Raw genomic sequence first — 22,841 nt, 5'->3', positions numbered from 1 at the left:
TGAGCTCGTCAGCCGGGGCCAGTGGCGATACCAGTGGCGCACGCTCGCACTACAGCCACTGGCCTTCCAGGGCGGTGGCGGTGAGGCCCGGGGCCGCCGCGTACAGAACGGCACGGCTGCCCCGCTTCTGCCCGGCGTCGTACGCCCTGCGCATGATGTCGAACACGGCGGCACCCCCGCGGTTGCCGGTGGTGTAGCTGTCCCGGCTGTAGTCCAGCAGCCCCGTCGGCCACCCGTCGGGCATCGTCTGTTCCATGTACTCCAGCACGCGCGTCCCGCCGGGGTGCGCGAGCAGAACGTCGGGGTGCCAGGAGTCGGGGTCGTCCTGGTAACGGAGGCGCAGCCATTCCCACATCGCGGTGACCGTCTCCTGCACGGCGCGCGGACCGCGCCGGTCCATCACGAAGTGGGTGCCGTCCTCCCGTGTCTCCAGGCGGTGCAGATCCTGGGTGCCGGGCAGAGTGTGGTGCCAGGCGGCGTCCAGCCGCAGCACCGACTCGGCCCTGGGGCGGCCCGTGACCACCGCGGCGACCGCGGTGTCCGCGAACAGCAACCGGACGATCAAGGACTCCAGAGTGTCGTCCGCGGGCTGGTAGGTCGTGCTCAGTGCCTCCGAGATCACGACCAGGACGACCCGGTCGGGGTCCGCGGCCACGAGATCCGCCGCCAGCGCCAGGGAACGGGTCCCGGCTATGCAGGCCCACTGCGTGGCCGGCAGCAGCATCACGTCGCTCCGGAGCGGGAGTCGGTTGGCCAGGGACACGTCCAGCCCCGGCAGCGCCGGCGTGGTGGAGTGACTGGTGATCAGACAGTCGACGTCTGCGGCGTCCAGTCCGGCGATCTGCAGGGCCCCGCGCGCCGCACGCTCCCCGCCGGCCTGCACGGCCGCCCAGGCGGGCGTGGTGCGCTCCTGGACGGTCTGCGGCGCGGATATCGACTCCAGGGCGGCGATGACGCGATCCACGTCCTGTTCGGTGAACCCGTCGTCGGCCAGCGCCTCTCGGGTCGGCCCGATGCCGGCAGCAGGCAGGCCGTTCCCCTTGCCGGGCGCGACGGCGGTCTCCAACGGCAGCATCCACCCGCGGGTTTCGATGCCCGTGCTGGCCGCGATGCCGTCGACGCGCGGCGCCCACGCCGCGTTGGGGTGCCTACTGTGCACTTCGTCCACGATCTGGCTGGTCTTCACGGCGTGCTCGCCGTGTATCACGGCAGGCGGGCACAGGTAAGCGGCCATGGTTGGCACCTTTCTACAGAGAACGAGGGAGAACGTCACGAACGCTGTGTCATGGGCCACTTGGGGATGGGCCGATCAAGTCGGTGACAGCGCGCTCGAGTTCGGGAGTCCGTATCCGTTTCGAGCATGCACGCCAAAAGGGCATTTACGCTGTGATCTGGGCAACTTGGGAGGTTCCATCTTGCGTGAGACGCCGCACACTGCTGTCCAGGGGGTCGGCGAGGTGCCGCGCCTGCCTGACTCACCATCGAGGACCTGGCCGACTGTCTCTCGGCGGCACACCCTGGTCGTCCTGGCTGTTCGTCAAGGAGAGTTACGCGGTGGCCTGTCCCCTGCCCAGGGGGAGGTACTCACCCGTGGAGGTGCGTCTCCGGCTCGCGCACTCCGGCCGTCCAGCAGCTCGCTGCCGACATCGGCAGAGGAACTGGTAGACGCCGCACAGGAACACGGTGGCGTGCGGTCGTCCCCGAGGGGCATGTCTGGGCGTGGCGTGCCCGGAACGTCTCCCCTTCCAGGCACGGGTGCCGCCCGGCTCAGGTCCGATGCAGTGGTCCGGTCTGCCGGGCGGCGAGCGGCATTACGGGGCGGGCGCGCCCGTTCGGCCCGCCCGCCGGTTTGCTGGGATCGTGCCGGTCAGTTGAGTGTGCAGACCGGGTTGCCGGGCAGACCGGAGGAATCCCCGGTGCCGTTGAAGCCGAACGTCGTCTGGCCGGAGGGCGGGATGGCGCTGTTGTAGTCGACGTTCGAGGCTGCGACCGAGGAACCCGACTGCGTCAGCCTGGTGCTCCAGGCGGTCGTCACCTTTTGGTTGCCGGGCCAGCTCCAACCGACCCGCCAGCCTGTGCTTGTGGAGGTGCCGGTGTTGGTGACCGTCACCTCGGCGGTGAAGCCGCCGGGCCAGGAGTTGACCAGCTTGGTGGTGGCGGCGCAACCGGAGTCGGTTCCGCCGCCTGCCGAGCCCTGAGTGGTGGCCGAAACACCGTTTGACGCGGCCGATGTGTTCCCCGAGCTGTCGTGCGCCTTGACCGTGTAGGTGTACGAGGTCGAGGCGGCCAGTCCGCTGTCGGTGAAGGACGTACCCGTGGTGTTGCCCACCAACTGTCCGTTGCGGTAGACGCCGTAACCGGCGGCACCGGACGAGGCGCTCCAGGACAGCGAGACGCTGGTGGCGGTGGTGGCGGTCACCGCGAGGCCCGTCGGCGCGTCCGGTGCCCCGCTCCCGCTGTCGCTGGTGGTGTAACTGACGCCGGTGTACGGCTGGGTGCAGCCGGATGAGCAGGAGCGCGGTAGGGCGAAGGTGTACGTCCGCCCGCCTTGAACGAGCTTGCCGTCCGCGTCGCGGACCCGGATGGTGTAGCTCGATCCGCCCGAGGAGTTCGGGCCGATCGTGTACTGCTGTCCCAGGTCGCTGACCATGCCGGCCGGCACCCACGCACTGCCGTCGTAGTACTCCACACCGTGGATGCCGTTGGGCAGGTGCGTGACGTCGATGGTGGGCCACCAGGTCGCCGCGTTCTGGACGAAGCCGATCGAGATGTCGCCGGAGTAGCCGGGCGCCGGGACGAACGACCAGGAGATGTGCCGGTTGTTCCAGCGGTCGGGGTACATGTCCGCCACCGGCCGGCCGCCGAGCTGGAAGGTGTTCAGCGAGTGCGTGGCCAGGTCCAGGTGGTACGGGTCGTCCCGGCACCATGCGTTGGTGTCGCCGCAGCTGTCGGCGACCACCATGTCCAGGGTCGCGCCGTTGTACTTGTCCGACGTCCAGCTTCCGTTGCGGCAGAACGCCTGGCCCGCCGCGCCGTCGTTGGTGCCTGTGCAGTAGTCGCCGATCGTCACCCGGACCCAACGGCCGCAGTTGTGGCCGTTGTCGAACAGTCCCATGCTGTCGGCGTCGCTGGACGGGATGGGACGCGGAGTGGGTTGCCCGGTGTAGCGGCCCGGTGTGTTCCACACGTTGAGCGCCACGAAGTCCTGCGACTCCAGGACCGCCTGCGGTACTCCGCACCCGCCGTACGGTGATCCGAGGCCGTCGAAGTGCGTGGCGTTGCCGGTGTGGCCCGACGGGTCCGCAGAGGCGGCTCGGTCGGCCGATGCCGCCCACGGCGCCGCGGCGGCGGACGCGGACGACAGGCCGTACAGGAACGACGAGGCGAGCAGCAGTACGCCGAACACCGCCGTGACGAGTAATCGCCGGCCGGTGCGTCGTGCGAGAGGGGCGGTGATCACAGTGACCTCCCTGGTGCCGGACCCGATGACCGGCACGTCGACTGGCCCGGCCTCGCGGTCCCCGCGCTCCACCGGTCGGGTTCATGCCAATAGTGCGACCGGAACCGCGTCCGGTCACGCCCCCGCAGGAATGTCGGCACAAGGCATTTACGGCACCACCAGTAAGCGCTATACCCGAGAGGTGGGAGCGCTCCCACTGCATAGCCCGGTCGGCACCCGAACCATGGTGCGCCGACAACGGGAGCCTGCCACGCACGGTCGCACCACCCGCTCACGGGCCGCTTTCGGCCCGGCCGGACCTCATCGGTCCGACGGCTGAGGGTGCCTGGCCGGCGCTTGCCCGGTGCCTGTCGTCCCCGCAGCGGTCGGATGACCCCAAGGAGACCCCCCACATGAAGATCGCACGCACCAGGCGACGCAAGTCACCGCTGCCTGGCCCTCGCTTACTGAGCCTGCTGGGAGCGGTGTTGCTCGCTCTCGTCCTGAGCTCGATGCCCTCGCCCGCGTCGGCCCACGGCGTCGCCATGGTGCCGGGCTCGCGCACCTACCTGTGCTACCAGGACCTGGTCGCCCACAGCAGCACCCAGATGCCGGCCAACCCGGCCTGCGCCGACGCGGTCAGGGCGACCGGCACCACACCGCTGTACAACTGGTTCGCCGTCCTGGAGTCCAACGGCGGCGGGCGGACCAAGGGCTTCATCCCGGACGGGGAGATCTGCAGCGGCGGCCACACCGGCCCGTTCAACTTCTCCTCGTACAACGCGGCCCGTGCCGACTGGCCCAAGACGCACCTGACCGCGGGCTCGAGCATCCAGGTGCAGTACAGCAACTGGGCGGCCCACCCGGGCACGTTCAACGTCTACATCACCAAAGACGGTTGGTCCCCGACCAAGCTCCTGGCCTGGGACGACCTCACGCTCATCAAGTCCGTCACCAACCCGCCGCAGTCCGGCCGCGCCGGCTCGGACGGAGGCCACTACTACTGGGACCTCACGCTGCCGAGCGGCAAGACCGGCCAGCACGAGCTGTTCATCCACTGGATCCGCTCGGACAGCCAGGAGAACTTCTACTCCTGCTCCGACATCGTCTTCGACGGCGGCCACGGCGAGGTGACGTACTGATCACGGCATGACGCACCGTCCCGGACCCGCCGGGCACCCCGGCGGGTAGCGGGTTGTCGCCCCCCACTCATCCGGCAGCGCAGACACCTGATCTTCCTGCCTCCTCGTCGGCCTTGGTGCCGTGGCGGCCGAGCGTCTCCCCTTCGCCGTACTGTGTGGGATCGGCCCTGCGGACGCGGCTGACCCGCCGCACGACGGCACCTCCCGGTGCGACATACTCGCCCGATGAGTTCACGCACTTCCCCGAGCAGCCAGCCGATCACGATACGGAGGGCCGTCGCGCGGGATGCCAAACGGCTCACGCGGCTGGTGCGTGGTTCGGGAGCCTACGAGGGGAAGTACGAATCCGCAGTCGCGGGCTACCGGGTCGGTCCTGATTACATCGAGGCCCACCGCACCTTCGTAGCCGTCGGCGCCGACGAGCATGGCGGCCGGATCCTCGGCTTCTACTCGCTCATCCTCGCCCCACCGGAGCTCGACCTGCTGTTCGTCGCCGACGAAGCGCAAAGGCGCGGTATCGGCCGGCTGCTCGTCGCGCACATGCGGTCCGAGGCTCGTGCCGCCGGGCTCGACCGTGTCAAGGTTGTGTCGCATCGTCCCGCCGAGGACTTCTACCACCGCATCGGTGCGGTGCGGACCGGGACCGCGCTCGCGAACCCGCCCGCCGTGCCGTGGGACCGACCCGAATTCGAGATTCGCATCCCTTCGGAATGAGGCGGCGCGCAGATCCGTGGGGGACCGGCTCTGCCTGCACGGCGACGAGAAAGCCCCGCACCCCGCAGGACGCGGTCGGCCGGGCGCCACGCCTCTGCGGTGCCCTCAGGGCCCTGCCGTCGACGAAACCGAGGGATCTGGAGCACCGCGAGGCCGGATGGCACCTCACGTCGCTGCACCGACCACCTTTGCCAGGTACTGGTCGAAGAGGTCGGCCTTGTAGAGGAGCCCGCTGTATTGGACCGGGATCCTGTACCCGTTGACTTCGGCGGTCGGCGTGCCGGGCCCAACGTGTCCGTTGTAATGCCCAGCGGCGGCGAACACCTTTTCGGCGGAATCCACGAAGTCCTGGTACTGCATGGACTTCACGGCGGTGTCGAAGGACGGGCTCCGCAGCCCCTTCACCTTGCTCGCCAGTTCCAGCAGGCGTGCGGTGGTGAACCCGTCCACCTCCTCGGAGGGCTGATTCTGGTAGAGCACGGTGTGGTACTCGGCGAACTTGCCCCTCTGCACCGCCGCGCGCAGCGCGTTGACCGCCTTCTTCGACCCGTTCCCTCCCAGCCGCGGATCCAGAAATGACGCCATCGTGTACTCGACCTTGACCTTGTGCCGCAGGACCCACTCGGCCAGAACCGGGCCGCCTCCCGTGGTCTCGAATTCCGCGCAATAGGGGCAGCGCGGGTCTTCGTAGAGGTGCACGGTCACCCGCGCCTTGGGGTCGCCCACCAGAATGCTCGTGCCGTCCGATCCCACCTGCTCGGGCACGTCAGCCAACCGGGGGTAGTCGGTCTTGGCCGACGTCTGTTGCTCCCCGCCGTCCGCGGCGACCGGGTGCCGGGATCCGCAGCCCACCAGGGCGGCACCGAGCACGCCTGTCAACACGGCTGCCGTCAGCCGTCTACTGCCACGATTCAACCGCATCATGCCCCCTGTGGCTCAGCTTGATCTAGCGCGGAATCCCGGGCGTCCATGCCCGGGAGGAAGGGCGTCTCAGATAGGGGTGAGCTGTACGGGCGTACGGGTCTGCACTGTTGCCCTCAGTCGGGTCGCTTCTGGTTCTTGATGTACTCCTTGATGATCTCTGGCGGTGCGCCGCCGCAGGATGCGGCGAAGTAGGACGGGGACCAAAGGTGGTCGCCCCACAGGTACGTGCGGATGGGGCCGGGGAACTCCTGGCGGAGCCTGCGGGCGGAGACGCCCTTGAGGCTGCCGACGAGTCTGGAGATGGCGATCTTGGGCGGGTAGTGCACGAGCAGGTGGACGTGATCGAGTTCGCCGTTGAACTCCCGCAGTTCCGCGCCGACGTCGGTGCACACGACCCGCATGATCTCTTCGCAGCGCCGAAGGATTTCGTCGGTGAACGGTCCGCGCCGGTACTTGGGTGTGAAGACCAAGTGGGCGTGGAGGGTGTTGGCGATGCTACGGCCCCTGCGGATATCGGGATTTGGGCCCAGCGTGGTGACATGGATTAGCTACGATCACGCCTGTGAAGATCGTGGCGCAGGTCAAACTCGTGCCGGATGCCGTGCAGGCATTCGTGCTTGAGCGCACCCTGCGCACGGTCAATGACGCCGCGAACTGGGTGTCGGAGGTGGCGTTCGAACACGGTGTACCGCGTGAGTACGAGCTGCGCAAGCACACCTATGCCGAACTCAAAGCGCGGGGGCTGGGAGCGCAGGCCGCGCAGCACGTCATCAAGAAGGTGCGCGACGCCTACACCACGCTCAAGGCCAACATCCGGGCCGGTAACCTCGGCAGGGAAGGCTCCAAGCGGCGCCGCAAGGCACAGTCCAAGCCGATGGCGTTCCGGCCCCAGGCCGCGCAGCCGTATGACGACCGGTGTCTGAGCTGGCAGTACGACCAGCGGACCGTGTCCATCTGGACCGTGGACGGCCGGGTCAAGAGCGTGCCGTTTGTGTGCTCCGCCGACGCGCTGAAGATGCTCCAGGCGTACCGGCAGGGCGAATCCGACCTGATCGAGCGCGACGGTGTGTTCTACCTGATCGCCACGTGCGAGGTTCCCGAGGCCGAGCCCTACGAGCCGGACGGCTTCATCGGTGTGGACCTCGGCATCGCCAACATCGCCACCGCATCCACCGGCTACCGCGCCGCCGGGTGGGGGCTCAACCGGTACCGCAAGCGCCAACTCGCCCTGCGTGCCAAGCTCCAGAAGAAGCGCACCAAGAGCGCCAAGCGGCGGCTCAAGGCGCGTGCCCGTAAGGAAGCACGGCACGCCGCGAACACCAACCACATCATCGCCAAGACGATCGTGACCGAGGCTGAACGCACCGGGCGCGGCTTGTCCCTCGAAGAACTCAAGGGCATCCGCAACCGGGTACGGCTCCGCAAGCCCCAACGGGTCGCTCTCCATTCTTGGGCGTTCGCCCAGCTCGGAGACTTCATCGTCTACAAGGCCAAGCGGGCAGGCGTGCCCCTGGTCTTCGTCGATCCCGCGTACTCCTCCCGTGAGTGCGCCGAGTGCGGCCACATCGACCGCCTCAACCGGATCTCCCAAGCCAAGTTCGTATGCCGGTCGTGCGGCATCGTTGTGCACGCCGACCGGAACGCTTCCCACGTCCTCGCCCGCAGGGGCGAGGACGCGTGGACTGCGGGGCGTGAGTCACGCGTCCCTGCCACCCCCTAGGGGTGTCTGGACGGAGGAGCCAACCCAGCAGCCAGTTGGGCGCTACCTCCAAGCCCGGTCCTTTAGGGCCGGGTCAAGTTGACGAAGGGATAGTAGGTCATCGCTGCAGGGTCGCAACTGCGCATCCTGCCCACCGGACGGTGCACGGGCAGAACCGGGAGAGAAGGGCACTATCGGCTCCGGCGACGGTGGGTCCCTATTTGCGGGACTGCTCGGCCGCCGTACTTCCCATACGCCGTTGTTGTTCGCCACGGAGGAAGCGGAGGCGTTCGCCGCCCACCTGCGCCGGTGCCGCCATCGCGTTCCCTGGCTGACCGATGTACTGGAGTTGGATCTGGGCCTCGTTCGGGTGCGGCTCGACGACGTGCCGCGGACAGTCCGGCTGGCGGCCGACCCGTACGATCTGCTGAGTGCTCTCGGCGCGGGAAGACTGCCCAGCAACCCAGGACAAGGTGAATTCCTGGTTCGGCTCACGGCCTGAACCACAGGTGCGGGGCCGGGCCCTACTGGAGTGTCCGTCTGGCGGCTCGCCTTGCCCAGCGTGTCCCGGGCGGGCCGGTTCTGCGGCCGGGCTCACTGCAGGAGCGACTGGGGCGGACCTCGACCCCTCAGGCTTACTTGCACGAAGTGGCTGGGCGGTGGGAGACGACTGGTCGTTCAGTGGGTGAATCTCCACAGGCGGATCGTCTGGTCGGCGCTGCCGCTGACCAGCAGTTTGCCGTTCGGGCTGAAGGCCACGGAGTAGACGGCGCCGTGGTGACCGGTGAGGGGGCGCCCGATGGGGGCCGGGCCGGCAGATTCGGTCACGCGCCACAAGCGGATAGTGTGGTCGCTGCTGCCGCTGGCCAGAATCCGTCCGTCGGGGCTGAAGGCGACGGTGTTGACGGCGTCCCCGTGTCCGGTGGCGGTGCCGAGACGCACCGGTTGCGCGGGGTCGGTGACCTTCCACAGGCGGATCGTGTGGTCGCCGCTGCCGCTGGCCAGCAGGTGCCCGTTCGGACTGAAGGTCACGCTGTAGACGCGGTCGGTGTGGCCGGGCAGGGGCCGGCCGATGGGAGCCGGGGGGTCGGCCACGTTCCACAGCCGGACCGCGTGGTCGGAGCCGCCACTTCCCATGACGCTCTCATCGTGGCTGAACGCTACCGACAGGACGGCATCGGTGTGCCCGAAGGCTGGCTTGCCGACGAGTTCGGGGTGCGCGGGGTCGATGATCTTCCACAGGCGGAGGGAGCGGTCGCCGCTGCCGCCGGCCAGTAATTCCCCGCTGGGGCTGAAGGCCACCGAGAAGACGGCGTCGGTATGGCCGGTGACCGGGCGGCTGAGGAGCGCTGGCTTGGCCGGGTCGGCCACGTTCAGCAGCCGGACCTTCTGATCGGCGCTCGCGTCAGCCAGAACGTTCCCCTTGGGGTCGAAGACCACCGAATAGACGGTGTCGGAATGGCCGGAGACGGGGGAGCCGATGGGCTTGGGGTGCAGGGGATCGGCCAGATCCCAGAACCTGACTGTCTGGTCGGCGCTGCCACTGGCCAGGACACCCCCGCCCGGCCGGAAGGCCACCGCATAGACGCGGTCGGTGTGGCCACGGAGCGGGGGTCCCAGCGTGGCCATCACCTGCTTCCGTGCCGTGTTGAGCGCTTTGCCCGGGGCACTGGGGTCCGAAGCCGCCGCCGTGTGGGCAGGACGGCTGGGGAACGTCAGGATGGTGTCGGCGACGGTCAGCCCGAAGACGCCGACGGTGTTGAGCAGCATCCGTCGGTCCAGCAGGGGCCACCGTCCGGCGACGGCCTGCGGGAAAGCCTCCGGCGGCTCTTCTGTCCCAGCGCCTGAGGATGCCGTGGCGGCATCCGGTGCTGGGACGTGTCCGGCATGGGTTGGATTCACGTTGCGGAGAACGGCCATGGCAGCGGCGGCGGCGTTCTTCGCCGCCTGAGACTGGGAGCCCTCCGCGTCCCGCTCGCTCTTGAGCGAGTCGGCCTTGTCGCTGATGCCCCGGATGATCAACGCGTGCAAGGTGCCGTCGAGTTGGGCGGCGTGGGCAACGCCGGTTCCCTCCATCTCGATGGCGGCGGCGTCGTTGTAGTGCTCGTGGATGTGGCGTGCGATCGCGGACTCCCCGTCGGCGAGCACTACGTCCCCGACGGCGATCGGCTTGAAGTGGGCCCGCAACTCAGTGCCACGCAGGGCGTGCCGGGCGGCCTGCTCCAGGCGGTGGGAGGAGTGCCAGGCTTCGGGGCGTACGCGGAAGCCCTCCGGGGTCTGCTTGCCGCCGTGGACGCCGTAGACCTTGGTTGCCACCACGACGTCGCCGATGTTGATGTCGTCCTTGAGGCCGCCCGCGACGCCCACGAAGAACAAGACCTGCGGGGCGAGCCAGGTGTTGAGGCGTTCGGTGAGGGTGGCGGCCTTGAGAGTGCCCTCGCCGATCTCGGCGAGGGCGACGTACCAGGGGGTGTCGGCGAGGCGGCCGCGTTCCACACGTGTGCCGGACGTGTGCACGAGCGTCTCGGTGTCGGTGAGGTGGGTTCTTACCGCGTCATACTCCACGGCAAGGGCGGTGAGGATGACTGCGGTGGGGAGGGTGGTGTCTGCCACGTGTCAGCCTCGACGTTCTTCTCTTGCGTGGGTGCAGATTTCACCGTAAAGCACACTCACGCCACAACGAGCAATTTCGTGGAATTTGGGGAGACTTGCCGGGGTCAGCCGCGTCGGGCAGGTGGAGCGTGGCGGACATGCAAGGCAATCGGGAAGTACGAGGGTTGAGCGCGTCGTCCCGGCGCGGGCGCTGGACCGAGCTCATGTCCTGCCAGGTGGCGTGGCGTTTCCGGCTGGACGGTCAGCATCGGTCGCGGTCCGAAACCGCGTCGAACGGCAGGGTTGCCAGCACCTACGATGACACCCGTGCACCCGCTGTGGTTCGAGTTCTATGAACACGACAGGATTCCGGAGAACTGCGACCCGTCCCAGCGCGGGTTCCTGCGCCTGGTTCGAGAGGGCGCCCAGGAATGGCCCTGCCGGCCCAGCGACACCTACGTACTGTTCTTCCCTCTGGACGAGTTCGATGAGGACGGCAGCACCGCGGAGCACGACGAGATGCGTCTGGTGGTGAACCTCAGTCACCAGCGAGTGCACTTCCTTGCCTTCGGTGCCTCCCTGGAGGCGGACACCGTACGGTGCAGTGAACTGCACGTCTGTAACTTCGCGTTGACGCAGGAGCGTCCGGACATCGTGCAGTGCGAGCGCACCGGACCGGTCCAGGACCTGGCGGCCTTCGCCACCGACTGGATCGGCGAGATCCTGCACCGACCGGCGCTGCGGTACGACGGCCGCCGATGCTGCCCCCCGCGCGGCTGAGTCTCGCGACACCGGTCTGGTTCCGGCGAGACAGCCGTTGAGTACGTCGTGGCGGTATGGGAGGTGGCGTAGGCCCCGGCGGACGGCGGTGATCAGGGAGTGCGGGTCGGCGGAGGCGCGGTTGGTCGTGGTGGTGCGCCGCAGTGCCGAGCCGATGCCTCCGACCGGGTTGAGGTCCGGTGCGTAGGGCGGGAGCTGGTAGACGGTGAGCCGGCCGCGGCCGGGGGTGTAGCGGCGTATCCCGGCCGCCAGGCGGGTGTTCAAGGTTGTCCCAAACGCCTTTCTCAGTGCCCTCGATGGCCGGCCCGCCCACAGAGATGACTCGTCAGGCGACGGCTGCGCGTGCTCTGACGGGCCGAGGCGCCACCATTGAGAAGCTGCAGCGCTGAATCCGATGATCAGGATGTGTTGGACTTCAGAATCGTGCGCGAGCATGGTGAGACCCATGACCCACGTTGCACATCCTGACCGCTACGACGGCACCATGCGCTACCGGCGGACCGGCCGCTCCGGTCTCGACCTCCCTTTGCTCTCTCTGGGGTACTGGCACAATTTCGGTGACGACCGTCCCTTCGAGACCCAGCGCCGGATCGCGCTGCGCGCCTTCGACCTCGGGATCACCCACCACGATCTGGCGAACAACTACGGTCCGCCCTACGGCTCGGCCGAGATCAACTTCGGTCGGCTGATGAAGCAGGACCTTGCGCCGTACCGCGACGAGATGGTGATCTCGACCAAGGCCGGCTGGGACATGTGGCCCGGCCCGTACGGTCAGGGTGGCGGCTCACGCAAGTACGTGCTCGCCTCGCTCGACCAGTCCCTCACACGCATGGGCCTGGACTACGTCGACATCTTCTACTCCCACCGCCTCGACGCCGGCACGCCGCTGGAGGAGACGATGGGCGCGCTCGACACGGCGGTACGCCAGGGCAAGGCGCTCTACGTGGGCATCTCCTCCTACGACCCCGAGCGCACCCGTCAGGCGGCGGCCATCCTGCGCGACCTCGGCACGCCGCTGCTGATCCACCAGCCGTCGTACAGCATGCTCAACCGCTGGATCGAGACGGACGGGCTGCTGGACGTCGCCCAGGAGGAGGGCTTCGGCGTCATCGGCTTCACCGCCCTTGCCCAGGGGCTGCTGACGGGCCGCTACCTTGACGGCGTCCCGGAGGGCTCGCGGGCCGCGGCCGGCACGTCGTTCGACGCGGCGTGGCTGACAGAGGAGATGCGGGGCAGGCTGCGCGCGCTGAACGACATCGCCGCCCAGCGCGGGCAGACGCTGGCCCAGATGGCGCTGGCGTGGGCGCTGCGGGACGAGCGGGTCACCTCGTTGGTCATCGGTGCCTCCCGCACTGAGCAACTGGAGCAGAACGTCGCCGCGCTGGAGAACCTGGAGTTCAGCGCCGAGGAGCTGACCGAGATCGACAAGTACGCCACCGACGGCGACGTCGACCTGTGGCGAGACGCCCGACAGGGCAACATCGGCTGACGCGGCAGCCGACCGAACTCCGCCCCGAGCACGCGGCTCACCGTCGTGGTATGGCAGGCCAGGAGGAGCCTGGATGGCCGGTACGACACCGGGAGTCGACTGGCGCGCGTCCGACGACGAGGACGGGGTTGGCGTCCTTCTGGCCTGGGATGAGCTTGTGGGTGCGGATGGCATGGATGCCGGTGACGATCACGGGGTCGCGTACGTCGTCGTCCAGGCCGCGGAAGCCGAGGTCCGCGAGGGCGCCGAGGCCGGCGGCGGGCAGGCGGGCGGATGCAGTGGTGGCGGGCGGCAGTGAGGTCGCGGAGGTCTCCTCCAGGTCCGGCTCGCGGTGCGGAGTCAGCATCACCGACCGTCCGTCCACCTGCCCGGGCAGGTGGACGGCTGAGGCGCGCTTGTCGGCGAGTTGTTCGTGCACCCGCTCCAGGACCCGCTCGGCGACGGCAAGTTCGTCCCGCTCGGCCCGCACCTCCGCCGACTGCTGGGCCAGCTGGTCTTCGAGTTCGTGCAGCAGGTTCCGTCGGCCTCGGCGTCGGAGCGACGATGAAGCGCCCCACACCGGATCGTCCACCCGGCGCCCTTGAAGGGCGAGGTCCGTACGCCGGGCCGCATCCACGCTGAAGAACGTCATGCTTCGTGATCGGGGTCGAGCACCACCATGAACCTGTTGCCTTCCGGATCCGTCATCACGGCGTGCATGGAATCGTGAGGTTCCACCAGGGACGCGCCCTTGGCGATCAGCGTCTGAACCTGTTCGGCGATCGTTCCGACAAGGACGGTGACGACCGGTAACACAGCCGGAGATTCCGCTTCGCCGACGCTGTACCCACCCCAACCCGGGATGCCGCCCCAGAACCTGATCATTTTCTCTGGGTCTACTGCTTCAAAATGAACGTGCATGCTGCTGTCTCACTTTCATCTGTGCGACCGAAACCGAAAACGTCCTACCTGAAGGGTCACGTGGTGCCGCTCGGACTTGCCGCTGCCGACGCCGTGGCAGCCGGCGCCAGCAGTGCCCTCGCCGCGAGAGGCACCTCACCAGATCAGGCACCAGTAGTTGCCCTCGTTGCCGATACCGATCCGGGCCACGGGGGGTACGAGCCTGGGGTCGGGCGGACCTGACGAGGCCAGGGAGCATGCGGGGTCGCCGACGGTGTTGGACAGGGCCATGCGTTGTGCGGCGGCGACAGCGGTAGGGGACGTGTACCACGAGGTGGTGACCGGCCCACTGCTTTGAGAGCGAGGCGTGGATGTCGACGGGCTGGGCAGGGGGGCCGAGGCGGTCGACGTCGGTTGCGTCGTGGTCTCGGAGGGCCGCGTCGTCGGCTGAGGACGTGTGGGCGCAGGGGACGTGTGCGTCGACGGCCGTGACTGGGTGGTATGTGGGCTCACCGCCGGCGGGCGCGTCGGGTGGTTCGTGGAGGGCACCGGCACCGGCTTGGGGGAGTGGGATGTCGTGGGCACGGTCGGTTTGGGTGTCGCCGGCGGTGTCGAAGGCGTTGAGGTGGGGGTGTGTGACTCGGGTGTTTCCGACGGTTCCGCTCTTGACGGGGATGCGCTCGGAGCCGTCGCCGCTGAGTGGGGTGTGTTCCCGTCCGACTCCAGCAACAGCCACGTTCCGGTGCCGCCGAGAACGAGAACGGCGGCACCGCCCGCTATCCACGGGGCCCGCCGCGACGGGCGTCGGTGACGGCTCATGGTTTTACTGTCGCATTGCCGCGGTGATCCCGCAGTGGTAGGAGGTCGGAGACTCGATCGTGCTCCTGCGCGCCGACCGAGGATGATCAAGGCCTTGCGGGGCCCATGAGGAGCGTGTGACCGCCTCCCGGATGCCGGTGCCCCGGCCCAGCGGGCGGCATGAGGCCCAGGACGCTGGGCGGCGTCGGAGCCGAGGGGTGCCGCTCGTCGTGTCGTACGGGCTCGGGCCCATGGCGCCGGCCCTGACGACTGGCCATCTCATCCACGAGGGCGTCGCCTGCGTACTCGAAGCGTGCTGGCTCAACGTGGCGAGTCAGCGGTGGTCGACGTAGGCGACGAGTCCGCCGACGGTCAGACCCACCGCGCATCCGCGGCGGAAGGACCACGGTCCGAGAGTAGATCTCACCGTCGGGCGTCCGCAGTTCCAGTCGGGAGTAGGTGTATCCGAAACCGCTGATGCGGTGGCGACTTCCAACGCAAGCGAGGACTCCAAGGCAGCCACCGCAGGCGTCGAGAATCTGGAGCGAGCCTGTGTGCTGATAGGCCGTTAGCTTCTGCCGTTGGGCCAATTGCCCCTGTGGCAGAGGGCGTAGCCAACGGCGAGCCGACTAATTTGAACGATGAATCTTATGGTTGAACCATCAAACTCATTACGTTGTGGGCGACTTGCCGCCCCGCTGTCAGCAGCGGAAACTGTACATGATGACGTGGAGCCACCGGCAGTCTGACTCTGCGCCGCCTTGATCAGCACGGACAAAGGGGCTGACGCGGTGGAGAACGAACTGCAGATCCTCCTCACCGACCAGGACGCAGAAGCCGAAGGTGTCTCGGACATGACGGGATACCTGCGTGAGGAGCTGCTTGATCTTGACGTGGACGATGTCACGGCGCTCCCCGGCGGGGAGGTACCGCCGGGTGCGCGGGCCGTGGACGTCGCGCAGGTCGGGTCCCTGCTGGTCACCCTCGGCAGCTCGGCCACCGCCCTGAGCCAGGTGATGACCGTGATCCGGTCGTGGATGGGCCGGCACCATGCCACACACCCGTCCTTGCACCTGCAGCTGGGCGACGATGTCCTGGAGGTGTCCGAGGCGACCGACGCCCAGGTGGCCGAGGCGTTCAACATGTTCGTCCAGCGTCATTCCATGCCTGGAGCCGAGCCATGACGGACTCCAGACACGCACTGATCATCGCGAATGACCAGTACGCGGACCCCGGGCTGAAGAAGCTGAGGGCGCCCACGCAGGATGCCCTGGCCCTCGAGAGGGTGCTGCACGATCCGCAGATCGGCGACTTCGAGGTGGAAGTCATCCATAACGCGTCGGCCGACCTCATGCGCAGGCGCATCCAGGGCTTCTTCAACGACCGCAGCCGCGCCGACACTCTGCTGCTGCACTTCTCCTGCCACGGCCTCAAGGGCGAGTCCGGTGAGCTCTACTTCGCCGCCAGCGACACCGAGCCTCCGCTGCTCGCCGCCACCGCTGTCGCCTCCCAGTTCGTGCGCAGTTGCATGTCCAGCACCCGGGCGGGCCGCACCGCCCTGTTCCTCGACTGCTGCTACGGCGGTGCGTTCTCCCGGGGTTCGTCCTCCGTACGTGCCTCCGGAGAAGTCAACGTCCTTGAGTCGTTCGCGAAGGACGAGCCGGCCAGTGGGCGGGGCTGGGCCGTCATCACCGCGTCCGACTCGATGGAGTACGCCTTCGAGGGCAACGAGCTCGCCGAGAATTCCGCCGCACAGCCCTCGGTGTTCACGCACGCAGTGGTGGAGGGTCTGGAGACCGGCGAGGCAGACCTCGACGGCGACGGCGATGTCACCGTCGAGGAACTGTACGAATACGTCTACGAACACGTACAGGAGCAGAACCCGCATCAGACGCCGAAAAAAGTAGCGGAGCTGCGCGGAGAGCTGCACCTGGCACACAGCAGGCGTGGCCGCATCAAGATCGTCGCCATTCCGTCGCCCCCCTCCCTGCGGGCGGCCGTCAACAGCGACGACGTTCTCACCCGGCAGGGCGCCGTGCTGGAGTTGCGCAAACGACTGCGCCACGCGGAGTTGCCCATGGCGGAGGGGGCACGCCAGCACTTGGAGCAGGTTGCGCGCGACGACATCCAGCAGATCGCCGACCTCGCGTCCGAGGCCTTGGACGAGATCCACCTGGCGCCCTTCCCGGACCACCTGGACTTCGGCCTGGTGCCAAGGGGCTCCTCCCCTCGCAGGCAGACGGTGACCATGCAGGGCCCGCCGCTGGCACGCCACTGCGTGGCCCAGCCCGGACAGTCGTGGCTGCGGGTTGATCCGACCCAGAGCGGCCTGGAGGTCCACGTCGACACGGCTGCCGAGGGACACCTGTCCGGCGACATCGTGTTGAAGGGTGTGGCCGACGAATCAGTGATCCACGTCGAGGCAATGGTTGGCCCGGCACACGAGCCCGCCCGGCACACGGAGCGCGAACCCGGGCCCGCGAAAGACTCCGCAAGACCGGCGCAGGTCCCGCACGACGGGCAGGACACGGTGGTCGTCGAGCCCCCGCGCATTCCGCCCCAGCCCAGGACGCCACCCCGACCCCCTGCACAGCCGATGCGTACGGACCGGCCCGCCCCAGCCCGACGCGCTCTGGGCCTTGCCGGTGCCGCTCTCGCCCTCGCCGCCACCGCGGTCGGCACGCTCATCTGGGCCGTCCAGGCGGCAGTGGCGGCCGTCAGGGAACGAAGCCACGAAGGGGTGCAGGGCAACGTCGAGGACAACATCCACAATCATGGAGCGCTCCCGCCGCTCATCGTGTGTCTGATCACCGCCGCGGTGGCGCTGGTCGCCGGCGCGTTGGCCCGGCACGACGTGGAAGCACGGCGGGAGCACCACACCAGGCAGACGGCCGGCGGAACACAGACACTGACCTCGATCGCGAAGGGCCTGGCCATCCCGGCGCTGATCCTGGCCGTCCTCCTGGGCCTCGCCTACCTGCTGGCCAAACCCCATTGGTGACCGCACCAGCGGCCGGGACACCTCCAGCCCGCGCCGAGGAAGACATGCCGAGGGTGAGGGCGGCGCCGCATTGAGATTGCCCCACCCCTGCCATTCATGGCCCGCCGTCGCTGAGGGCCGTCCGGACGCCGAGGGCCCGTCGGCCGCGACCGGGCATCATGTCATCATGATCCAGAACGACCGGCACGGGCCCGAGGCGCTCCCGGAGCATCCGGACGTCACCGAGGCGATCGTCCGAGAGCGACGCCTCCACGACCCCTCCTTCCGTCTCTCCGGCCCCCTCGCCGAAGCCCTCTTCGACCCCGATTTCATCGAGGTCGGCGCCTCCGGGCGGCGGTGGACGCATGCGGAGATGGTCGCCGCTCTGCCCACGCTCCACGGCGGCGCCGAGAACAGCACCCCCATCACCGCGGAGCGCTTCGAGGGCACGGTCCTCGCGCGCGGGATCGTCCACCTCACCTACGAGACCCGCATCGAGGAACGGAAGGCCCGCCGATCGTCGATCTGGCGCCGCGACGCCGCCGGGGAGTTCCGGCTCTACTACCACCAGGCCACGCCGGTGCCTGACGGCCCGGCCCGGCCGTAGGGTTCGTCCTGCGGCCTGTCCGCCCCTTCCCATCAGGTCCGGCCCGGCCCGGGACGCTGACGCCGAAGGAATGGCAGCGTCCAGACTTCTGGGAGGACTACTTCGACGGTGAACCCTCTGCTGGAGCCGAGTATGAGCGTTTACGAGCGGAGCCGTTTCCCAGGGACGATCTTTTGATGATCTCTGGCAGAGAGCGTCGTTGACGCTTCCCGGCCGTGGTGGAGGATGTGGTGTGCACCGAGGGCCTGGGCCTGGGCCTGTGGTCGATGACCGGAGAGTCATCTGACTGATGCTCCGGTGGTGGGCCGCTGGTGAGACTGGGGTTGTTCGCCAACACCGCCGGAGGACGCCGAGCCATGTCAAAGCTGACAGTCGGCCGTGAGAACGGCCAGGACATCGAGATCTACGTCGAGGACCACGGGTCGGGGCGGTTGTGTTGATCCACGGATACCCGCTCGACGCCCGCTCGTGGGACAGGCAGGAAGCCGCACTGCCGGCACCTTCGCCGACGATGTCAAAGCGCTCGTCGATCACCTCGACCTGCACGACGTCGCCCTAGTCGGCTTCTCCATGGGCACCGGCGAGGTGACCCGCTGTCCGGGGCGCCACGGCTCGGAGCGAGCGAGCAGGGCGGTGCTGATGGCGGCGGTCCCGCCATGGGCGATACGGGGCACCGCGACCGACACACGCGACCCGGTCTTGCCGGCCGAGCTTCACCGACCCGCCGCCCCCTCCACCCACCTGACAAGACAGGAACGAGGCACAAGTCATGCGCGCAGTGGTTCTACGACAGTTCGACACCCCGCTGGTCCTCAGCGAGATCGAGAAGCCCGAGGCGGGCCCTGGCCAGGTGCTGGTCAAGGTCAAGGCCAGCGGCGTCAATCCGTTGGACGCCAAGATCCAGGCCGGGAAAGCCGCCCACGCCAAGCGCACGCTGCCCGCCGTCCTGGGCCTGGATCTTGCCGGCGTGGTCGAGGAGGTCGGCCGGGGCGTCGACGATTTCGCGCCCGCCGACGAGGTTTTCGGCATGACCGGTGGCGTGGGTGATGTGCAGGGCTCGCTCGCCGAGTACGCGGCCGTCGATGCCCGTCTGCTCGCGCGTAAACCGGCCGCCCTCACCCTGCGTGAGGCCGCGGCCCTGCCCCTGGTCGTCATCACGGCCTGGGAGGGTCTGGTCGACCGGGCGCAGGTCCGCGCGGGGCAGAAGGTCCTCATCCACGGCGGAGCGGGCGGGATCGGCCACGTGGCCGTGCAGATTGCCCGTGCCCGCGGTGCTGAAGTCTTCGCCACCGGTTCGCCCGCCTCACTGGCGGTGATCGAGGGCCTGGGTGCCACCCCGATCGACTACACCACCACGACGATGGAGGAGTACGTCGCCAAGCACACCGGCGGCGAAGGCTTCGACGTCGTCTTCGACACCGTCGGCGGTCCCGTGCTCGACGCCTCCTTCGCGGCGGTACGCACCTACACGGGTCACGTCGTGAGCGCGCTGGGCTGGGGGACGCACAGCATCGCGCCCCTCTCCTTCCGCGGGGCGACATACTCCGGTGTCTTCACCTTGCTGCCCCTGCTGACCGGGCGCGGGCGGGAGCACCACGGAGAGATCATGCGCGAGGCGGCCGCCCTCGCCGACGCAGGGGCACTCAAACCACTTCTCGATCCCAGGCACTTCACGCTCGCCGATGTGGCCGCCGCCCATGCGGCCGTGGAGAGCGGCGCCGCTCAAGGCAAGATCGTGATCGATGTCGACTGACACCCTGTCATGTGGCCTCGCCGGTCGAGCCGGTCACCGAAGGCATTCGGGGGTGGCCGGCCGCTTTCCTTTTTGCGCGGTGTTGCCGGGATCAGCTTGCGGCGACGTTGCCCACCGGGCCGAGCGGGGCGGCGAGACCCTGCCGTGGCGGGCGGCTAAAGACCGTTCTCCTCGTCGCCCAGGTCGGTGAGTGCGTCGCGGAGTGCGGCGCGCGAGCCGATGCCGAGCTTCGGGAACACGCGGTACAGGTGCGCGCCGACGGTCCGCGGCGACAGCCGCAGCCGCTCGCCGATCTGCCGGTTGGTCAGGCCGGTCGCCGCCAGCTCGGCAATCTGCCGTTCCTGGGGTGTGAGCACCGCTCCCGGCCCCGCAGGGCGTCGGCTTCTGCCGGTGGCGCGCAAGGCAGCCTCGGCTCGCTCGGCCCACGGTGTCGCGCCGAGGCCGGTGAACATCTTCCCGGCGCGTTCCAGATGAGGCCGAGCGGCTCGCATCGCGCGGTCCCCGCGCAGGCGCTCGCCGTAGGCGAGTTCGAGGCGGGCCAGCGGGAACGGCCATCGCACCGACTCCGGATCGACGACCAGCGGATCGAAGAGGTCGGGATAGACGTCGTCCTCCGCCACCAGGGCGGCGGCAGCGTCGCACAGGAAGCGCAGCCGTGGCGAAATGCGGGCCAGGTCCGCCTCGGACGAGGCCCGCACGTGTGCCCGTGCCTCGTCCACATGCCCGCTGCGCACCGCCGCCTCGACGGCGTCCATGACCGTCCATACAGTGACTTGCTCGTGCGACGGGAAGGTGCCCAACGGACAGATCGAGGTGTAGTGCTCGTACGCGTCGTGGTAGCGCGCTTGGGAGAGCGCTGCCAGGCCCTCGATGTTGGCTGTGAAGGTGCGCACGGCCAGGGCGTTTCGCGGGATCGCCCACTGGTGCATCCGCGCGCGGGCACGAGCGATGTGGTCGAGGTCCGCGCGTGCGGCGGCCAGCAGCATCTGCGGGTTCTGCGCTCCCCACATCAGCAGGTCGTAGCCGTTCTCCCTGCACAGGGCGATGCCCTCGTCGGCGAGGGTGGCCGCGTCCTGCCAGCGGCCTTCGTGGAAGGCGCCGACAGCCAGCATGATCATGGCCTGGACGGCGAGCGTGACGGCGCCTCCGGCCCGGCCCTCGGCAGCCGTGCGCTCCAGTGAGGTGCGGGGGAGCCGGTCGACGTACTGTCCTGCGAGGGCGACCATGACGACACGTACCGGATTGGTCTCGCCGTCCAGGTCCGTGACCAGGGTGTCCAGTTCACACAGCTGCTCCGGCGTGGACCGCGCGGGATCGGCGAACGTCGTCGCCGCGAGCCGGAACGGTGCAGTGAGCACTGGTGCCAGCCGGGTGACTGCGTCGTCGAACGGCTTCCACAGCTCCCGCCGCCCGCCGAAGGCGCAGATCATCATCAGCGTGCCGAGCGCCTCCTCCAGGGTCTCGGCGCTCTGCGGATCGGGATCGACATGGGTGACGGCGCCGACAAGCAGCCGGTGAGCGGTGTCGATGTCACCCTCGCTGTTGAGCAGGTGCGCCGCCGCGGCGGTCGACGCCCGCAGTGTGTTCGTCACCGCCGGGTCCGCCGCCCGGGCCCGCTCGAGGAGGGCGCGGGCGCCGTCGAGTGTGCCGGCGATGTTGGCCCCGATGTAGGAGGCCCGGACGAGCCGGCGGGCCCGCTCGGCAGGGTCGACGGTCATGTCGGCGGCGCGCAGCAGCAGCGAAACCGCCTGCACCGTGTCGCCACGCTCGAGTGTGGTGAGCGCGACCTCGACGAGCCGACACGCGATGGCGTCGTCGGGACCCAGAGCCGACTCGGCGAGGTGGAGGGTCCGCACGTCCGGGTCCGCCGTCAGCTCCGCGAGCCGGTGGTGGGCGGCCCGGCGCGCGGGCGCGGTGGCCAGATCCACGACTGCGGACCGGATGAGCGGGTGCGCGAATCGAAGCCGATCGGCCCGCCGGTCCACGAAGACCAGTTCGCTCGCCTCGGCCGGAGCGAGATCGCTCGCGGAGCCGGCGATGACCTTCATCAGACCCTTGCTGTCCTCACCACCCAGCGCGGCGAGGAGCAGCAACCGACGGGTCGGCTCGGGCAGTTCGGACACCCGGCTCTGGAACAACCACCTCAGACGGGCGCTCAGTGGCAGGGTCGGGGGAAGGAAGTCGGCCCCGGTCTCCTGCGCCGCGGTCAGAGCCCGGGGCAACTCGATGAGGGCCAGGGGATTGCCGTCGGCCTCGGCGAGGATCCGGCGGCGGACTGACGAGTGCAGATTCGGGTGGTGATGACGAAGCAGGCTGAGTGCGGCGTCGTCCTCCAGCGGGGTCAGCGCCAGTTCGGGCACCGACCCGCGGTCGAAGAAGCTTTCATGCCCGGTGCGCTGCGACAGCAACAGGCCGACCCGGAGCCCGCCCAGCCGACGGGCGACCAGACTGAGGATCACGACGCTCGCGCGGTCGACCCACTGCAGGTCGTCGACCACCAGCACCAGCGGCGCCGTCGATGCGAGGTGACCCAACCAGGCGAGCAGCGCACTGGTCAGCACCAGGCGGCCGGGTGGTTCTCCCCGTTCGAAACCGAGCGCGGTCGCCATCGCGGCGCGGTGCACCTCGGGCAGCTCCTTGAGGGACCCCGCAGCGGGCATCAGCAGCTGATGCAGCCCGGCGAAGCTCAGCTGTGTTTCGTACTCGGAGCCGGAGGCGTGGAGCACGCGGGCGCCCATGGAAGCGACCTGCCGCATGGCCGCTTTGAGTAGTTCCGTCTTCCCGATGCCCGGCTGTCCGGTCACCAGCTGGGCGCCACCGTCCCGGACAGCGGTCCGCAGAAACGAGGCGAGGGCCGCCGCCTCCCGTTCCCGCCCCACCACGGGGAGATGACCTGCGTCGTAGCCGGTCTCGTGTGCAGCCACGACGCTCCTTCCGCATGGCCCGAACACCGTCCCGGTGCGCGGTCCGAAAATGCGGCCCGAGAGGACGGGAACCTCACCACCGTCAGCGTATAGGACCCGCCTGGCGGCACCCCTCCACCGT

At 68.9% G+C, this 22,841-nt stretch carries 18 protein-coding genes and 2 pseudogenes; 11 read left to right on the top strand and 9 right to left on the bottom strand.

Annotated elements, in window-relative coordinates:
- Positions 1-49 precede the first annotated feature (49 nt).
- Together ACQF4J_RS01955 and ACQF4J_RS01950 are read right to left on the bottom strand one after the other, a co-directional pair.
- Positions 50-1,234, bottom strand: coding sequence for a type III polyketide synthase (locus ACQF4J_RS01955; protein ID WP_351576452.1), 1,185 nt, complete (start codon positions 1,232-1,234; stop codon positions 50-52).
- Positions 1,235-1,867: 633 nt separating this feature from the next.
- On the bottom strand, positions 1,868-3,460 hold the full coding sequence (locus ACQF4J_RS01950) for a cellulose binding domain-containing protein (RefSeq protein ID WP_427164326.1): 1,593 nt from the start codon (positions 3,458-3,460) through the stop codon (positions 1,868-1,870).
- Positions 3,461-3,951: 491 nt separating this feature from the next.
- On the opposite strand from ACQF4J_RS01950, the pseudogene ACQF4J_RS01945 reads away from it, so the two are divergent.
- Together ACQF4J_RS01945 and ACQF4J_RS01940 are read left to right on the top strand one after the other, a co-directional pair.
- Positions 3,952-4,575: pseudogene (locus tag ACQF4J_RS01945) on the top strand (lytic polysaccharide monooxygenase auxiliary activity family 9 protein); the annotation flags it as partial.
- A 231-nt stretch (positions 4,576-4,806) separates the two neighbouring features.
- On the top strand, positions 4,807-5,295 hold the full coding sequence (locus ACQF4J_RS01940; RefSeq protein WP_351576447.1) for a GNAT family N-acetyltransferase: 489 nt from the start codon (positions 4,807-4,809) through the stop codon (positions 5,293-5,295).
- Positions 5,296-5,460: 165 nt separating this feature from the next.
- On the opposite strand, the gene ACQF4J_RS01935 is transcribed toward ACQF4J_RS01940, so the two are convergent.
- Together ACQF4J_RS01935 and tnpA are read right to left on the bottom strand one after the other, a co-directional pair.
- Complete coding sequence (locus ACQF4J_RS01935; protein WP_427164325.1) at positions 5,461-6,177, bottom strand: DsbA family protein; 717 nt, start codon at positions 6,175-6,177, stop codon at positions 5,461-5,463.
- Positions 6,178-6,332: 155 nt separating this feature from the next.
- Entirely contained in the window at positions 6,333-6,749 is a 417-nt protein-coding gene (tnpA, locus tag ACQF4J_RS01930; RefSeq protein WP_351805260.1) for an IS200/IS605 family transposase, read from the bottom strand.
- Positions 6,750-6,781: 32 nt separating this feature from the next.
- Here tnpA and ACQF4J_RS01925 point away from each other — a divergent pair, with 32 nt between their 5' ends.
- Both ACQF4J_RS01925 and ACQF4J_RS01920 read left to right on the top strand, forming a co-directional pair.
- On the top strand, positions 6,782-7,939 hold the full coding sequence (locus tag ACQF4J_RS01925) for an RNA-guided endonuclease InsQ/TnpB family protein (RefSeq protein WP_351805177.1): 1,158 nt from the start codon (positions 6,782-6,784) through the stop codon (positions 7,937-7,939).
- Between the two features lie 241 nt (positions 7,940-8,180).
- The gene (locus tag ACQF4J_RS01920; protein ID WP_427164324.1) at positions 8,181-8,420 is read left to right on the top strand and encodes a hypothetical protein; all 240 of its coding nucleotides are present in this window, start codon (positions 8,181-8,183) and stop codon (positions 8,418-8,420) included.
- Positions 8,421-8,596: 176 nt separating this feature from the next.
- On the opposite strand, the gene ACQF4J_RS01915 is transcribed toward ACQF4J_RS01920, so the two are convergent.
- On the bottom strand, positions 8,597-10,531 hold the full coding sequence (locus tag ACQF4J_RS01915) for a hypothetical protein (RefSeq protein ID WP_427164322.1): 1,935 nt from the start codon (positions 10,529-10,531) through the stop codon (positions 8,597-8,599).
- A 306-nt stretch (positions 10,532-10,837) separates the two neighbouring features.
- On the opposite strand from ACQF4J_RS01915, the gene ACQF4J_RS01910 reads away from it, so the two are divergent.
- Together ACQF4J_RS01910 and mgrA are read left to right on the top strand one after the other, a co-directional pair.
- On the top strand, positions 10,838-11,290 hold the full coding sequence (locus tag ACQF4J_RS01910) for a hypothetical protein (protein WP_427164320.1): 453 nt from the start codon (positions 10,838-10,840) through the stop codon (positions 11,288-11,290).
- Positions 11,291-11,735: 445 nt separating this feature from the next.
- Entirely contained in the window at positions 11,736-12,779 is a 1,044-nt protein-coding gene (gene mgrA / locus ACQF4J_RS01905) for an L-glyceraldehyde 3-phosphate reductase (RefSeq protein WP_351576432.1), read from the top strand.
- 37 nt (positions 12,780-12,816) lie between these two features.
- Here mgrA and ACQF4J_RS01900 read toward each other — a convergent pair whose 3' ends face one another.
- The 3 genes from ACQF4J_RS01900 to ACQF4J_RS01890 all read right to left on the bottom strand — a co-directional run bounded on the left by ACQF4J_RS01900 (position 12,817) and on the right by ACQF4J_RS01890 (position 13,949).
- The gene (locus ACQF4J_RS01900) at positions 12,817-13,410 is read right to left on the bottom strand and encodes a hypothetical protein (RefSeq protein ID WP_427164319.1); all 594 of its coding nucleotides are present in this window, start codon (positions 13,408-13,410) and stop codon (positions 12,817-12,819) included.
- Positions 13,407-13,643, bottom strand: coding sequence for a VOC family protein (locus tag ACQF4J_RS01895; protein WP_351576426.1), 237 nt, complete (start codon positions 13,641-13,643; stop codon positions 13,407-13,409). The genes ACQF4J_RS01900 and ACQF4J_RS01895 overlap by 4 nt, the downstream gene beginning before the upstream one ends.
- A gap of 171 nt (positions 13,644-13,814) precedes the next feature.
- The gene (locus ACQF4J_RS01890) at positions 13,815-13,949 is read right to left on the bottom strand and encodes a hypothetical protein (protein WP_351576423.1); all 135 of its coding nucleotides are present in this window, start codon (positions 13,947-13,949) and stop codon (positions 13,815-13,817) included.
- A gap of 1,298 nt (positions 13,950-15,247) precedes the next feature.
- Here ACQF4J_RS01890 and ACQF4J_RS01885 point away from each other — a divergent pair.
- From ACQF4J_RS01885 to ACQF4J_RS01865, 5 genes and pseudogenes are all read left to right on the top strand, one after another.
- Positions 15,248-15,640, top strand: a complete 393-nt coding sequence (locus ACQF4J_RS01885; protein ID WP_351576420.1) for a hypothetical protein — start codon at positions 15,248-15,250, stop codon at positions 15,638-15,640.
- Complete coding sequence (locus ACQF4J_RS01880) at positions 15,637-17,457, top strand: caspase family protein (protein WP_427164317.1); 1,821 nt, start codon at positions 15,637-15,639, stop codon at positions 17,455-17,457. The genes ACQF4J_RS01885 and ACQF4J_RS01880 overlap by 4 nt, the downstream gene beginning before the upstream one ends.
- 166 nt (positions 17,458-17,623) lie before the next feature.
- Positions 17,624-18,043, top strand: a complete 420-nt coding sequence (locus tag ACQF4J_RS01875; protein WP_351576414.1) for a nuclear transport factor 2 family protein — start codon at positions 17,624-17,626, stop codon at positions 18,041-18,043.
- A 378-nt stretch (positions 18,044-18,421) separates the two neighbouring features.
- Positions 18,422-18,715 (top strand): annotated as a pseudogene (locus tag ACQF4J_RS01870) (alpha/beta fold hydrolase); the annotation flags it as partial.
- A gap of 97 nt (positions 18,716-18,812) precedes the next feature.
- Positions 18,813-19,796 carry a zinc-dependent alcohol dehydrogenase family protein gene (locus ACQF4J_RS01865; protein WP_427164315.1) on the top strand — a complete coding sequence of 328 codons (984 nt, stop codon included), beginning with the start codon at positions 18,813-18,815 and terminating at the stop codon, positions 19,794-19,796.
- A gap of 155 nt (positions 19,797-19,951) precedes the next feature.
- Here ACQF4J_RS01865 and ACQF4J_RS01860 read toward each other — a convergent pair whose 3' ends face one another.
- The gene (locus ACQF4J_RS01860; RefSeq protein WP_427164313.1) at positions 19,952-22,720 is read right to left on the bottom strand and encodes an AAA family ATPase; all 2,769 of its coding nucleotides are present in this window, start codon (positions 22,718-22,720) and stop codon (positions 19,952-19,954) included.
- Positions 22,721-22,841: the final 121 nt, after the last annotated feature.

The organism is Streptomyces sp. C1-1 (assembly GCF_050214755.1).
Taxonomy (GTDB): Bacteria; Actinomycetota; Actinomycetes; order Streptomycetales; family Streptomycetaceae; genus Streptomyces.
Note: the sequence above shows the minus strand (reverse complement) of the source record. Positions and strands in the feature narration are given on the sequence as shown.